Origin of the sequence: Azoarcus sp. DD4 (genome assembly GCF_006496635.1) — a bacterium.
In the GTDB taxonomy this organism is placed as follows: domain Bacteria; phylum Pseudomonadota; class Gammaproteobacteria; order Burkholderiales; family Rhodocyclaceae; genus Azoarcus.
Genome location: NZ_CP022958.1, coordinates 2,787,809 through 2,801,969, shown reverse-complemented (window position 1 = coordinate 2,801,969; position 14,161 = coordinate 2,787,809). Strand labels below are relative to the sequence as shown.

Below are 14,161 nucleotides of genomic sequence, written 5' to 3'. Positions count from 1 at the left end.
GGAGGGCGGGGGTGGGGATGGGGTTGGTCGCGGCGCTGAACTCAACCCTCTGACCCCATCCCCACCCTAGCCCTCCCCTTGAAGGGGAGGGGACAAAACCGACTCGGTCCCCAGCGTTCACCTCTGCTTGGCACCTTCCTTCGCCCGATGGCAAACCATGCTCGCCGAGCCTGTCGTCCCCCTTTTGAAGGCGAGAAAGCCCTCCGCCCATCTCCCCGTCCTCATCCCCCCGGAGCCCCAATCGTGCAAACCTCCTACCAAAGCATCTGGGCCGAGCTCAGACAGACCAGTTTCAGCCAGGGCTGGACCGACGCCGGTGGCATCAACACCCGCTACCTGCACTGCGGCGACCGTGCCGCCCCCGCGCTCATCTTGCTGCACGGCGTCGGTGGGCATGCCGAGGCCTACGTCCGCAACCTCAAGTCGCACGGGCACCATTTCTCCGCCTGGGCGATCGACATGATCGGCCACGGCTGGACCGACCTCGCCACCCGCGACCTCGAGATTCCCGCTTACATCGACCACCTGCTGCGCTTCATGGACGCACAGCGGATCGAACGCGCCAGCTTTTCCGGGGAATCGCTGGGCGGCTGGGTCGCCGCGCGCATGGCGATCGACCATCCCGACCGCGTCGACCGCCTGGTGCTCAATACCGCCGGCGGCTCGCAGGCCGACCCGGTAGTCATGGACCGCCTCAAGACCCTGTCGATGCAGGCGGCCACCGACCCGACCTGGGACTTCATCAAGGCCCGCGTCGAATGGCTGATGGCCGACAAGACCAAGGCCTACGACGACCTGATCGCCACCCGCCAGGCCATCTACGCGCGGCCGGGGATGGCGCAGGCGATGAAGCACAACATGGTGCTGCAGGACATGGAGACCCGCCTGCGCAACCTGCTGCGGGAGGAAGACTACGCCCGCATCGCGGCGCCGACCCTGGTGCTGTGGACCTCTCACGACCCCACCGCCAGCGTCACGGAAGGCCGCCGCATCGCATCGATGATCCCGGGCGCGCTGTTCACCGTGATGGAGGGTTGCGGGCACTGGCCGCAGTTCGAGGACCCGCAAGTCTTCAACCGCATCCATCTGGCCTTCCTGCTCGGCGGCAAGGTGCCCGAAGCCATGCCCGTCACCCGCTGATCGCCACGGAGGAGACACAACAATGAGCGCGATGCTGCAGTGTATGTCGCATACGCCCCTGAAGGGCTATTTCGACCCGGCGGCCGAGGTCGTCGCGGAGGTGGCGGCGCTGACCGCCGCGGTGCGCGAGGAGGTCGAAGCTTTCGATCCCGAGGTCGTGTACCTGTTTGCGCCGGACCATTACAACGGCTTCTTCCTCGACCTGATGCCGCAGTTCTGCCTCGGCATCGAGGCCAGCTCGGTGGGCGACTACCAGACGCCGAAAGGGCCGCTCCAGGTTCCGCGCGCGCTGGCCGAAGCCTGTGCCGCGGCGGTGATCGCGCACGAGATCGATCTCGCCTTCTCCTACCGCATGCAGGTCGACCACGGCTTCGCCCAGACCCTCGTCGAAGTCCTCGGTGGGCTGGCGCGCTACCCGGTGGTGCCGATCATGATCAACGCGGTGGCGCCGCCGCTGGCGACCTTCCGCCGTGCACGACTGCTCGGCGCGGCGGTCGGCGAATTCGCGCGCGAGCGCGGCCAGCGCGCGCTCTTCGTCGCCTCGGGCGGCATGTCGCACAACCCGCCGATCCCGCAGATCGCCACCACCACCGACCCGGTGGTGATCGAGCGCATCGTCGCCGGGCGCAATCCCACCCCGGAGGCGCGCGAGGCACGCCAGCAGCGCACGGTGGCTGCAGCTCGCGCCTTCGCCACCGGCGACAGCGAGCTGCGTCCGCTCAATCCCGACTGGGACCGCGCACTGATTAAGCGCCTGTGCGCCAGCGACTGGGCGGCGGTCGACGCCTACCGCAACGACGAGGTCAGCGTCGCTGCCGGCGCCTCCGCCCACGAACTCAAGACCTGGGTCGCCGCCACCGCTGCGATGGACGCCGCCACCGGCGGCAACTGGGATGCCCGCGAGCGCTACTACCGCGCCATTCCAGAGTGGCTGGCCGGTTTCGGCGCCATGTCAGGCCGCGGCCACGCTCGCTGACAACACCGCCGCGGCGCGAAACGACGCCTTCGGAACAGCCAAAAGGAAAATCAGATGCCCCTCGAATCGAACGAGATCGCAGCCGCCGCCGAGTTGCTGCACACCGCTGCCGCCCGGCGCAACCCGATTCCGCCGCTGCGCGAACGTATTGCCGACGCGTCGATGGAAAACGCCTACGCCATCCAGGCGCACAACACGCGCCGCGCGCTCGAAGGCGGCCGCCGGCTGGTCGGCCGCAAGATCGGCCTGACCTCGCCGGCGGTGCAGCGCCAGCTCGGCGTCGATCAACCCGACTTCGGCATGCTGTTCGCCGACATGGCGGTGGGCGACGCCGAGCCGGTGGCGCGTGGCCGGCTGATCCAGCCCAAGGTGGAAGCGGAGATCGCCTTCGTGCTGGGCCGGCCGCTGGAACGCGAACGCCACACATACGCCGACATCCTGCAGGCGATCGATTTCTGCCTGCCGGCGGTCGAGATCGTCGACAGCCGCATCGCCGACTGGCGCATCAGTCTGTTCGACACCATCGCCGACAACGCCTCGTCCGGCCTCTTCGTGCTCGGCGGCAATCCGGTGCGGCCAGGGGCTTTCGACATCGGCCGCTGCGCGATGCGCATGAGCGAGGGCGACCGCGTGGTGTCCGAAGGCAATGCCCGCGCCTGCCTCGGCAACCCGCTCAATGCCGCGGTCTGGCTGGCCGACATGCTGGTCCGCGTCGGCCAGCCGCTGCAGGCCGGCGACATCGTGCTCACCGGCGCGCTCGGACCGATGGTCGCCGTCGATCCGCAGCGGCCGCAACGCTTCCTCGTCGATATCGAAGGACTCGGCCACGTCGAGGCAGCCTTCGACTGAACGAGAACCGCATTCCCACGGAGAGAACGAATGAACAAGATCAAATGCGCGCTGATCGGCCCGGGCAACATCGGCACCGATCTGCTCTACAAACTGAAGCGCAGCCCGGTGCTGGAGCCGGTGTGGATGGTCGGTATCGACGCCGCCTCCGAAGGCCTGGCGCGTGCCCGCGAACTCGGGCTGAAAACCACCGCCGACGGTGTCGACGGCCTCTTGCCCCATGTGAAGGCCGACGGCGTGCAGATCGCCTTCGACGCGACTTCCGCCTATGTGCATGCCGAGAACAGCCGCAAGCTCAATGAACTGGGCGTGCTGATGATCGACTTGACGCCCGCGGCCATCGGCCCCTTCTGCGTGCCGCCGGTGAACCTCAAGGACCACGTCGGCCGGGGCGAAATGAACGTGAACATGGTCACCTGCGGCGGCCAGGCCACCATCCCGATGGTCGCCGCGGTGAGCCGGGTGCAGCCGGTGAAATACGGCGAGATCGTCGCCACCGTGTCGTCGAAATCCGCCGGCCCCGGCACCCGCAAGAACATCGACGAATTCACCCGCACCACCGCCGGCGCGGTCGAGAAGGTGGGCGGGGCCAAGGTCGGCAAGGCCATCATCATCCTCAACCCCGCCGAGCCGCCGCTGATCATGCGCGACACGGTGCATTGCCTGACCGAGACCGAGCCCGACCAGCAGAAGATCACCGACTCCATCCACGCGATGATCCGCGAGGTCCAGAAGTACGTGCCGGGCTACAAGCTGGTCAATGGCCCGGTCTTCGACGGCAACCGGGTGTCGATCTATCTGGAGGTCGAAGGCCTGGGCGACTACCTGCCGAAGTACGCCGGCAACCTCGACATCATGACCGCCGCCGGTGCCCGCACCGCCGAGATGTTCGCCGAGGAAATCCTCGCCGGCCGTCTCACCCTCGAATCCAACCGCGCCGTGCTGGCTTGAATCAGGAGAAAACCATGGACCTTCGCGGCAAACGCATCACCGTTCACGACATGACGCTCAGGGACGGCATGCATCCCAAGCGCCACCTGATGACGCTGGAGCAGATGAAGACCATCGCCCAAGGGCTCGACCAAGCGGGCATCCCGCTGATCGAAGTCACCCACGGCGACGGCCTGGGCGGCAGCTCGGTGAACTACGGCTTTCCGGCGCACACCGACGAGGAATACCTCGGCGCGGTGATCCCGCTGATGAAGCAGGCCAAGGTCTCGGCGCTGCTGCTGCCGGGCATCGGCACCGTCGATCACTTGAAGATGGCGCATGAACTCGGGGTGAACACCATCCGCGTCGCCACCCACTGCACCGAAGCCGATGTCTCCGAGCAGCACATCAGTTACGCCCGAAAGCTCGGCATGGACACCGTGGGCTTTCTGATGATGGCGCACATGAACACGCCGGAAGGGCTGGTGCAGCAGGCGAAGCTGATGGAGAGCTATGGCGCCAACTGCATCTACGTCACCGACTCGGCCGGTCACCTGCTGCCCGACACGGTGAAGGCGCGCATCGGCGCGGTCCGTGCTGCCTTGAAACCCGAAACCGAACTCGGCTTCCACGGCCACCACAACCTCGCGATGGGCGTCGCCAACAGCATCGCCGCGATCGAAGCGGGTGCGACCCGCATCGACGCCGCCGCCGCGGGTCTGGGCGCCGGCGCGGGCAACACGCCGATGGAGGTGCTGATCGCGGTGTGCGACCTGATGGGGATCGAGACCGGCGTCGATGTCTTCAGGATCCAGGACGTCGCCGAGGACCTCGTGGTGCCGATCATGGACTTCCCGATCCGCATCGACCGCGATGCGCTGACGCTGGGCTACGCCGGCGTGTACGGCTCCTTCCTGCTGTTTGCCAAGCGGGCCGAGAAGAAGTACGGCGTGCCGGCGCGCGAGATCCTGGTCGAGATGGGCCGGCGCGGCATGGTCGGCGGCCAGGAGGACATGATCGAGGACACCGCCATCACGCTGGCGAAGGCGCGCACGCCGGCAACAGCCTGACGCCGCCCGGCAGTTCCAACCGACAAGCCCGGTTCCGGCCGCGTCACGAGATGCAGCCGGCGCACCCCTGCGGACAAAGACGGCCCGGCCGCCCCGTCAGCGCGGCCGACACCCAAGGAGGACGAGACAGTGAAAACAATGAGGGCAGCCCGCCTGCACGAGATCGGCGGCAGCTTTTCCATCGACGAGCTTCCGGTGCCGACGCCTGGGCCGCATGACGTGCTGGTGCGGGTCGAAGCCTGCGGCGTGATTCCCAACCTGCGCAACGTGGTGACGCATTTCCCCAGTTGGTATCCCTTCCTGCCGCTGCCGGCGCTGCCCGCCATCTTCGGGCTGGACGCCGCGGGCACGGTCGCTGCCGTCGGCGAGGGCGTCAGGTCCGTCCGCCCCGGCGACCGGGTGTATGTGAACCCGGGCTTGTCCTGCGGCGAATGCCGCTACTGCAAGCAGGGCGAGCCGACCCGTTGCGACGCCTATACCTTCATGGGCTACTTCGGTTTCGGCCAGGGCTCGCAGGCGCTGTTCGAGCGCTATCCCTACGCCGGCTACGCCGAGTACATGACAGCGCCGGTCGCCAACCTGGTCCGCCTGCCCGACAGTGTCGGCACCGTCCAGGCAGCCCGCTTCGGCTACATGGGAACGGCCTACTCGGCGCTGCGCAAGTCCGGCTTGCGGCCCGGGCAAAGCGTTCTGATCCTCGGTGCCACCGGCACCCTGGGCGTGGGCGCCGCGCTGCTCGCGCTCGCCTTCGGCGCGGCTCGGGTGGTGGTGGTGGCGCGCGACCGCAATCTGCTCGACCGCCTGGTGCAGATCGACCCGCAGCGCGTGGTGCCGGTGCAGCTCGACGGTAGCGCCATCCATCCGCGGGTGCGCGAACTCGTCCCCGGCGGGGTGGACGCCATGCTCGACACCCTCGGCGCCAAGGCGCCGGCGGAACTGTCGGTGGACGCGATGCAGGCGGTCGCGCGCGGCGGGCGCATCGTGCAGATCGGCGGCGTCGCCGGGCCCATCCCGATCGATCCGCATCCCTTCATGTGCGCCCAACTCCAGTACATCGGCTCGCTGTGGTTTACCGCGGCCGAGGGTGACGAGATGGTGGCGATGATCGCGTCCGGCCAGGTGGATCTCGACGTGCTCGAGGCGCGCCCCTATGCACTGGAGCGCCTGAACGAAGCGCTGGAGGACATCCAGACCCAGGCCAACGGCTTCACCAACTTCCACATCGCGCACCGCTGATGCGCAGCGGGCCGGTGCAGCACCGGCCGGCCCGCCACACCCGAGGACACCCCATGCCTGCAAACCGCATCGTGACCGGCCACGACAGTGCCGGCCATTCCGAAATCCTCTACGACGGCCCGCCGCCCGGCGGCGCCTTCCGCCATACGCCCGGCTTCGAGGTGGGCATCGTGTGGCGCACCGGCGCCGCGCCCGCCATCGAGCCCCGCGGCGACGATGCCGGTGCCCTTGCGGCATCGGTGCTGCCGGTGCCCGGCGGTACCACGGCCTTGCTGGTGAGCTTTCCGCCCGACAGCGGGCTGGATGCCGATTTCGACCCGGTCGCAGCCGCGGGCGAATACGCGGAGCGGCTGCCCGGCCTCGCCGAGTGCTTCGAACCTGATGCGCCCGGCTTTCACCGCTCCGACACGATCGACTACGGCGTGGTGATCGAAGGCGAGATCTGGCTGGAGCTGGACAACGGCGTCACCCGCCAGCTGCGCCAGGGCGACGTCGTCGTCCAGCGCGGCACCCGCCACGCCTGGCGCAATCGCAGCGAGGCACCGGCGCGGATGTTCTTCACCCTGATCGGCGCGGCCGGGCGCTGACGACCGACGAACAGGCGGCGAGGCTCAGGCGGCCTCTCCGTCGCCTTCCGTATGTTCGTTGAGCAGGCCGCTGTCGCGGATCACATCCAGCGAGCGGCGCACGTGCTGACGGATCACCTCGGCCAGTTCGGGCCCCTTGCGCGCCAGCGCGAGTTTGAAGATCTGTTCGTGTTCGCTATGCACCGAGCCCGGCCGCGGACCGCGTAGCGCCGACAGGCGCCGGTAGCGCTCGGCCTGCAGGTGCAGCATCGCACGCAGGCTCAGCAGGCGAGGGGAGCCGCAGGCGGACACCAGCGCTTCGTGGAACTCGAAGTTGCGCAGCTCCCACTCCTCATAGACATCGGCGGTACGGGCGGCGAGCCGTTCTTCCGTGCGCGTGAGCTTGTGGAAGGTACTGACCAGGCGCGCCTCCCAGTCGTCGTCGCCGTGCACAAGGCTCTGGCGGGCGGCCTCGGCTTCCACCAGCGAACGCACATAGGACAGGTCGGTCAGGTCGGCCAGCGACATCGGCGCGACCGAGAAACCGCGCTGCCCCTGCGCCACCACCAGCGCATCGGACACCAGCAGCGCGAGCGCCTCGCGCAGCGTCCCGGAACTTGCCGCATAACGCCCCTTGAGTTGCTCGATGCGCAGCCGCTCTCCCGGCGCGTGCACGCCGAGCACGATGTCGCGCCGGATGTGGCGGTAGGCGGCCTCGATGAGGGTCGAGGGCGGTGCTTCAGTGGCGGAAGCGCTGGCAGCGAGTAGGGATTCGAGCGGCATCGTCGGGGAGGCGTGTGGTTGGGTGAAAAATCATAACACTCGTTGTTGACAACACTTCAAACAAAAGACAATCTAATTAAAAATTTATTTATAAATTAAATCTCGAGATTAAATGCGAGTTTGAACGACACGCCTGCCACCTCCACGGCCGGCGGCGGGCAGATCCCTGAGGAGCGGATGGATGACCCAGAGCAACCCTGAAATCGGACGCAGCATCGAGATCGACTCGGTGCGCACCAACTACCACGACCTCGGGAAAGGCTTCCCGGTGCTGATGATTCACGGCTCCGGTCCGGGCGTGAGCGGCTACGTGAACTGGCGCACGGTGATGAACCCGCTCGCCGAGAAGCGGCGCGTGGTGATTCCCGACATGCTCGGCTTCGGCTTCACCGAACGTAAGCCCGGCCAGCGCTACGACGTCGATGCCTGGGTGGCGCAGGCGATCGGCCTGCTCGACGCGCTCGATCTGCCTCAGGCCGACATCGTCGGCAACTCCTTCGGCGGAGCGCTCGCGCTCAAGCTCGCGATCCGTCACCCCAAGCGCATCCGCCGCCTCGTGCTGATGGGTAGCGCCGGTCTCGACTTCCCGCTCACCGAGGGGCTGGACGCGGTGTGGGGCTACGAGCCTTCGCCCGACAACATGCGCCGCATCCTCGACATCTTCGCCTACAACCGCAGCCTGATCACCGACGACCTCGCCCGCCTGCGCTACGAGGCGAGCATCCAGCCCGGCTTCCAGGAAGCCTTCGCCGCGATGTTCCCGGCGCCGCGGCAACGCTGGGTGGAATCGCTGGCCAGCGCCGAGGACGAGCTGCGCCGCATCCCGCACGAAACCCTGCTGGTGCATGGGCGCGAAGACCGCGTCATTCCGCTCGCGAGTTCGGTGGCGCTGGCCGGCCTGATCCCGCGCGCCCAGCTGCACGTTTTCGGCCGTTGCGGCCACTGGACGCAGATCGAGCAGGCTGCGCGCTTCATCCGCCTGGTGGGCGATTTCCTCGACGAAGCTGGCGGCGGCGAACCGCTGGCGCTCGCCTGAATTCCACAAGCAGACCTGAAGGAAGAACGATGACGAAGGGAATCGAAGGGCGCTGGGAGATCGTCTCCTGGCGGCAGGAATACGACGACGGGCGCTGCGTGCATCCGTTTGGCGAGTCGCTGGAAGGTTTCATCGACTACAGCCGCGACTCGGACGCGATGTTCTGCGTGATCTCGCGCAAGCCGCGCACGCCGTTCACCACCGGCGGCCAGTGGGACGCGGCCGATGCCGACAAGGCCAAGGCCTACGACGAGTACCTGACCTACGCGGGGCGCTACAGCTTCGATGGCGAAACCGTCACCCACCACATCCAGCAATGCATTTTCCCCAACTGGCAGGGCACGGCGCAGCGCCGCAAGGTCACGCGCACGGGCGACGACGGCATCACACTGGTGGCGCGCATCGAAGAAGGAACGAGCGAGGCGCGCACCGCGATCCTCGCATGGCGACGCGCGGCAAACGACCGCGCCTGAACGAGCAGGGGGAGACGACAAAGATGGCTCAGGTGAAACGGCTGGCCTACATCCAGATCGAGACCGAGGATGTGGCCGCATGGACGGACTTCGGCCGCGAGGTGCTGGCGTGCGAAGTGGTGGCGGGCAGCAACGAGGCCGAGGCGCGTCTGCGGGTGGATGACCGCCCCTGGCGTATCCATCTCAGCCGCGGGGCGCGCAACGACATCGTCGTGCTCGGGCTGGAGGTGGACAATCTGGCCGACCTCGAAGCGATACACCGGCGCCTGGAAGCAGCCGGCCACGCCGTGCGGGTCGGCACGCCGGAGGCCTGCAAGGCGCGCGGCGTGCAGGCGCTGCGTTGCTTCGACGACCCCGCCGGCCTGGCTGTCGAGCTCTGCTGCGGCTCGCTGATGCGGCCGCAGCATCCCTTCCACGCCCCGGTCGCGCATGGCGGGTTCGTCACCGACGGTCAGGGCCTGGGGCATGTGATGCTGGTGGTCGAGAACGTCGCCGAGGTGCACGACTTCTATTGCCGGCTGCTCGGCTTCGTCACCAGCGACTACGTATCCACCGCCGACTACGGCGGCCGCAAAGGCGACTTCGTCTTCATGCGCTGTAACGAACGTCACCACAGCCTCGCCATCGGTTATCTTCCCATCGGACGCCGGCTGGGCCACCTGATGCTGCAGGTACGCGAGTTCGACGACGTCGGCCGCGCGCTCGACCGCGTCCATCGCCACGGGGCGAAGCAGACCCGGGCACTGGGCCGGCACATCAACGACCGCATGTTCTCGTTCTACGTGCAGAGCCCGTCGGGCGCGCAGATCGAATACGGCTGGGGCGGGCTGGAAGTGGATGAGGACAGTCATGAAGTGCGGACCTACGACGTCACCAGCGCCTGGGGTCATCAGCACTTGAACACCTGATCGAAGCGGGGGCGGACGCCGGCCGAAGACCCGCGGCAGGCGGGCAGGGCGCCTCCCCACAGAGAGAACCGAGGAGTCTGACGTGGAATTGCATGCATGGGATGCCGGTCGCAACGACCATGCCGTACTGCCGAGTTTCGAACGCTTCCAGACGCGCGACCTCGAAGAGGCCAGGCGCTGGGGCACGCGGGTCTTCTGCGAGAACGAACTGCGCAGCCTGGATGCGCGCAAGCCGGTGGATGCACACATGTACTACCGCAAGCTCAAGGGCATAGGCATCGGCCGCATGAGCTACGGCGGCGAGGTCACCATCGCGCCGGGCCAGCTCGACACCTTCTACCTGGTGCAGATGCCGCTGTGCGGTGGCGAGCGCATCGATAGCGGCGACGACGCGACCTGGTCGTCGCCGACCACCGGAACCGTGCTCAATGCCCACAGACCCGTGCGCATCCGGCACGGCGAGCGCACCGAAAAGCTGATCCTGCGGGTCGATCGCGATCTGCTGGAGCGCCAGTGCAGCCAGCACCTCGGCCGCCCGCTGCAGCGCCAGATCGAGTTCGACACCGCGATGCCACTCGATTCCGCCGGCGGCGCACGCTGGATGCGCACCATCGCCTGGCTGCTGGAGAACCTGCACGACGACAGCAGCCCGGCCTCGCCACTGCTGTCGGCGCAGATCGAGCAGATGGTCGTAACCATGCTGCTGGTGTGCCAGCAGAACAACTATTCCGCCTCGCTGCACGAAGACACCCGCACCGTCACGCCCGCCTTCGTGCGCCGGGCGGAGCAGTTCATCGAGGAGCATGCGCACGAGCCGATCACCGTCTGCGAGATTGCCGAGCACGTGGGTGTCAGCAGCCGCTCGCTCTACACCGGCTTTCGCAAGTACCGCAACACCTCGCCGATGCTCTACCTGAAGGAAACCCGCCTCAACCGGGTGCGCGAACACCTGCTGCGCGCCGAATCGGGGCGCAGCACGGTGACCGCCGCCGCTTACCAGTGGGGCTTCGGCCATCTCGGCCATTTCACCACCGATTACAAGCGGCGCTTCGGCGAAAGCCCGTCGGAAACGCTGGCGCGATAAGCACCCCGCGACGCGTCGCGGCGGACGGGCACGATGACTGCTTGCCATGAGAAGAAGGGGCAAGCGGAGCCGGATCGATGAGAGGGGCAGGGGTGGCGGGCATGACCGACGGACACGAACAGGCCGAACGGGCATCGGCCATCTACTGCTCCCACGATCTCGACGAGACCCGCCAGATCGTCGCCGGCATCTATTGCGACCATCGACTGGAACAGGTGCGCGGCGGCGAGCGGCTCGACTACCGGCAGGTCCATCAGCGCGTCGGCGCGCTCAGCTTCAGCCACATGCAATACGGCGCCGAAGTCAGGGTTGCACCTGGCAGCCTGCAGTCATTCTTCCTCGTGCAGGTACCTGTCTCCGGCTACGACAGGCTGCACGTCGACGGCACCGAGCTGAGCAGCGATGCGCGCCACGCCACCATCCATGCTCCGGACAGCCGGCTGGACATGAACTGGAGTGCCGACTGCAGCAAGTTCGTCGTGCGCATCGACCGTGACGCGCTCGAACGCCATGCCTCCGCGATCGCGGGGCGCGAACTCGGCGGTGCCGTGGCCTTCGACAACCTCGTCGACCTCGATTCGCCGATGGCACGCAGCTGGGTAAACACCGCGCAGCACCTCTTCACCGAGCTGCGCGGCAACAGCGCGCTCGCCGATCAGGCACTGGTGCGCAACCACATCGAACAGCTGCTGCTCACCACCGCGCTCAACTGGTTGCCAGGCAGTTTCACCCGGGAAGGCGCCTGTGCGGCGCGCACGGTGCTGCCGAGGCATGTACGGCAGGCGGAAGACTACATGCGCAGTTGCCCCGAACAGCCGATCACGGTGGAGTCGCTCGCCGCTCAGGTCGGCGTCAGCGGGCGCACCCTGTACGAGGGTTTCCGCAAGTTCCTCGGGGTCAGCCCGATGCGCTACCTGCGCGAGCTGCGCATGGAACGGGCGAGGGCGGACCTGCTCGACCCGGTCCGCCCTTCCAGCGTCACCGCCATTGCCACCTACTGGGGCTTCTTCCAGCTCGGCCGCTTTGCCGCCGACTATCGCCGCCGCTATGGCGAGCATCCGCGCGAGACCATGGCGCGCCGCGCCTGAATGCACCACGGTGGTGCCAACCGTCTGATTTCAAAGATTTTCGCAGTCTGTGCACGTCGGCTGCACTCCGCGCATATTGCGCACTGCCGCGCTACGTCAAATTGCAGGCGTCTTCAGTCACGAAGACTTCCAGCGAACCCACGACGGAGCATAGGCAGATGCGCAAGATCACCATCATCGGGGCAGGCCAGGCCGGGCTTCAGCTCGGCTTCGGACTGCTCTCCAAGGGTTACCACGTCACGCTCGTTTCCAACCGCAGCGCCGAAGAAATCGCCCGCGGCAGGGTGATGTCCAGCCAGTCCATGTACGACATGGCCGTCGGGTACGAACGCGACCTCGGCCTGGCCTGGTGGGACGATAGCTGTCCGCCGATCACCGGGGTGCACATGCGCGCCGGCAACAGCGAGGGCCAGACCCTGATCGATTGGCGCTCGCCGATGGCCGCCCCCGGCCAGTCGGTGGACCAGCGCATCAAGATGCCCGCGTGGATGCGCGAATTCGAACGCCGCGGCGGCCAACTGATGATCGAGGAGGCGGATCTCGCCGCGCTCGAACGCTACGCGGAGGCGTCCGACCTGGTGCTGGTCGCGAGCGGCAAGGGCGAGATCGGCCAGCTCTTCGAGCGCGACGCCGAACGCAGCACCTTCGACCGGCCGATGCGCACCATCTCGCTCACCTATGTGCACGGGATGAAACCGCGCAGCGACTACTCGGCGCTCAACATCAGCATCAATCCGGGCATTGGCGAGTATGTGAACTTCCCGGCGCTGACGCTCTCCGGTGCCTGCGACATCATCAACCTGGAATGCATTCCGGGTGGCCCGATGGACCGCTGGAACGAGGTGTCGACGCCGGCCGAGCATCTCGAACTCGCGGTCGAACTGATCCACCGCTTCTTCCCCTGGGAGGCACCGCGCTGTGGCGAGCTGCGGCTCACCGACGATCTCGGCACCTTGGTCGGGCGCATCCCGCCCACGGTGCGCAAGCCCATCGGTGCGCTGCCCTCGGGCCGCAAGGTGCTCGGCATGGCCGATGTACTGGTGCTCAACGATCCGATCACCGGGCAGGGTTCCAACAACGCCAGCAAGTGCACGATGCTTTACCTGGACGCCATCCTCGCGCACGGCGAGCGCACTTTCGACGCTGCCTGGATGCAGCAGACCTTCGAGCGCTACTGGGACTACGCCCAGTGGGTGGCGCGCTTCACCAACACCCACCTGCTGCCGCCGCCGCCCCAGTTGCTGAAGGTGTTCGGCGCCTGCGGCTGCAACCCCGAGCTGGCGGCGAAGGTCGCCAACGCGTTCGACGATCCGCGCAGCCTCGCGCCCTGGTACTACGACGAAGCGGAGGCCGACCGCCTGCTCGAAACCTTCGCCCAACCGGCATGAGCGCCGCTGCGCCCCTGGCCGAACCGGCGGCGATGGAGCAGGCGGCGCTGCGCCGCGCCTTCGGCCATTTCGCCACCGGCGTCACCATCGTCACCACCCGGAATACGGACGGCAGTCCTGTCGGCGTCACCGCCAGCAGCTTCAACACGGTGTCGCTGTCGCCGCCGCTGGTGCTGTGGAGCGTGGCCCGCAACGCCTACAGCTATCCCGCCTTCGCCGCCGCCGGCCACTTCGCCGTCCATGTGCTCGGTGCAGCACAACGGGGCTTGTCCGACCGCTTCGCGCGTGCCACCAGCGACAAGTTCGGCGGGCTGGCGCTCGCTTCCGGCTACGACGGTGTGCCGCTGCTGCCGGACGTGCCGGTGCTCTTCGAATGCGCGGTCGAGCATCGCTACGAAGGCGGCGATCACCTGATCCTGGTGGGGCGGGTGCTGCGCGTCCGGGAGTCGGACGGACCGGCGCCGCCGCTCGTCTTCCACCGCGGGCGCTACGCCGCGCTCCAGACCGAGGCCACCGCTTGACCCGGCCCCGTCAGCGTTTTTTGCACTGACGGGATAAACGAGGAAGGGAAGGGAGCGCGCCGGTGGCGGGCGCTCCCTAGGATGACTTCCACCGCAGCGCAGTCCGCCCGCCG

General features: G+C 67.5%; 15 protein-coding genes. 14 read left to right on the top strand and 1 reads right to left on the bottom strand.

The genetic code is table 11. The annotated features are described in order from the left end of the window. Positions 1-243: 243 nt before the first annotated feature. The 7 genes from CJ010_RS12920 (at position 244) to CJ010_RS12890 (ending at position 6,788) form a co-directional block, all read left to right on the top strand. Positions 244-1,140 carry an alpha/beta fold hydrolase gene (locus tag CJ010_RS12920; protein ID WP_141018412.1) on the top strand — a complete coding sequence of 299 codons (897 nt, stop codon included), beginning with the start codon at positions 244-246 and terminating at the stop codon, positions 1,138-1,140. Positions 1,141-1,162: 22 nt separating this feature from the next. Continuing rightward, positions 1,163-2,116 (top strand): 3-carboxyethylcatechol 2,3-dioxygenase, encoded by a 954-nt coding sequence (locus CJ010_RS12915; RefSeq protein ID WP_141018411.1) that lies wholly within the window; start codon positions 1,163-1,165, stop codon positions 2,114-2,116. Between the two features lie 54 nt (positions 2,117-2,170). After that, the gene (locus tag CJ010_RS12910; RefSeq protein WP_141018410.1) at positions 2,171-2,965 is read left to right on the top strand and encodes a 2-keto-4-pentenoate hydratase; all 795 of its coding nucleotides are present in this window, start codon (positions 2,171-2,173) and stop codon (positions 2,963-2,965) included. A gap of 30 nt (positions 2,966-2,995) precedes the next feature. Then, positions 2,996-3,916: an acetaldehyde dehydrogenase (acetylating) gene (locus CJ010_RS12905; RefSeq protein WP_065340438.1), complete on the top strand. Its 921-nt coding sequence runs from the start codon at positions 2,996-2,998 to the stop codon at positions 3,914-3,916. Between the two features lie 14 nt (positions 3,917-3,930). Continuing rightward, positions 3,931-4,965: a 4-hydroxy-2-oxovalerate aldolase gene (dmpG, locus tag CJ010_RS12900; RefSeq protein WP_141018409.1), complete on the top strand. Its 1,035-nt coding sequence runs from the start codon at positions 3,931-3,933 to the stop codon at positions 4,963-4,965. A 138-nt stretch (positions 4,966-5,103) separates the two neighbouring features. Then, complete coding sequence (locus tag CJ010_RS12895) at positions 5,104-6,201, top strand: alcohol dehydrogenase catalytic domain-containing protein (protein ID WP_141020688.1); 1,098 nt, start codon at positions 5,104-5,106, stop codon at positions 6,199-6,201. Between the two features lie 53 nt (positions 6,202-6,254). Next, on the top strand, positions 6,255-6,788 hold the full coding sequence (locus CJ010_RS12890) for a cupin domain-containing protein (RefSeq protein WP_141018408.1): 534 nt from the start codon (positions 6,255-6,257) through the stop codon (positions 6,786-6,788). 24 nt (positions 6,789-6,812) lie between these two features. Here the strand turns inward: CJ010_RS12890 and CJ010_RS12885 are convergent, their stop codons facing one another. Next, positions 6,813-7,550: an FCD domain-containing protein gene (locus CJ010_RS12885; RefSeq protein ID WP_141018407.1), complete on the bottom strand. Its 738-nt coding sequence runs from the start codon at positions 7,548-7,550 to the stop codon at positions 6,813-6,815. Between the two features lie 181 nt (positions 7,551-7,731). Here CJ010_RS12885 and CJ010_RS12880 point away from each other — a divergent pair, with 181 nt between their 5' ends. From CJ010_RS12880 to CJ010_RS12850, 7 genes are all read left to right on the top strand, one after another. Then, positions 7,732-8,586 carry an alpha/beta fold hydrolase gene (locus tag CJ010_RS12880; protein WP_141018406.1) on the top strand — a complete coding sequence of 285 codons (855 nt, stop codon included), beginning with the start codon at positions 7,732-7,734 and terminating at the stop codon, positions 8,584-8,586. Between the two features lie 29 nt (positions 8,587-8,615). Next, on the top strand, positions 8,616-9,059 hold the full coding sequence (locus tag CJ010_RS12875; protein WP_141018405.1) for a lipocalin-like domain-containing protein: 444 nt from the start codon (positions 8,616-8,618) through the stop codon (positions 9,057-9,059). Positions 9,060-9,082: 23 nt separating this feature from the next. Continuing rightward, positions 9,083-9,967 carry a VOC family protein gene (locus CJ010_RS12870; protein ID WP_141018404.1) on the top strand — a complete coding sequence of 295 codons (885 nt, stop codon included), beginning with the start codon at positions 9,083-9,085 and terminating at the stop codon, positions 9,965-9,967. 82 nt (positions 9,968-10,049) lie between these two features. Next, on the top strand, positions 10,050-11,051 hold the full coding sequence (locus CJ010_RS12865; RefSeq protein WP_141018403.1) for an AraC family transcriptional regulator: 1,002 nt from the start codon (positions 10,050-10,052) through the stop codon (positions 11,049-11,051). Between the two features lie 101 nt (positions 11,052-11,152). After that, positions 11,153-12,139, top strand: coding sequence for an AraC family transcriptional regulator (locus tag CJ010_RS12860; protein ID WP_141018402.1), 987 nt, complete (start codon positions 11,153-11,155; stop codon positions 12,137-12,139). A gap of 158 nt (positions 12,140-12,297) precedes the next feature. Next, entirely contained in the window at positions 12,298-13,527 is a 1,230-nt protein-coding gene (locus tag CJ010_RS12855) for a styrene monooxygenase/indole monooxygenase family protein (protein ID WP_141018401.1), read from the top strand. Then, the gene (locus CJ010_RS12850) at positions 13,524-14,048 is read left to right on the top strand and encodes a flavin reductase family protein (RefSeq protein WP_141018400.1); all 525 of its coding nucleotides are present in this window, start codon (positions 13,524-13,526) and stop codon (positions 14,046-14,048) included. The genes CJ010_RS12855 and CJ010_RS12850 overlap by 4 nt, the downstream gene beginning before the upstream one ends. The last annotated feature ends 113 nt before the right edge of the window (positions 14,049-14,161 follow it).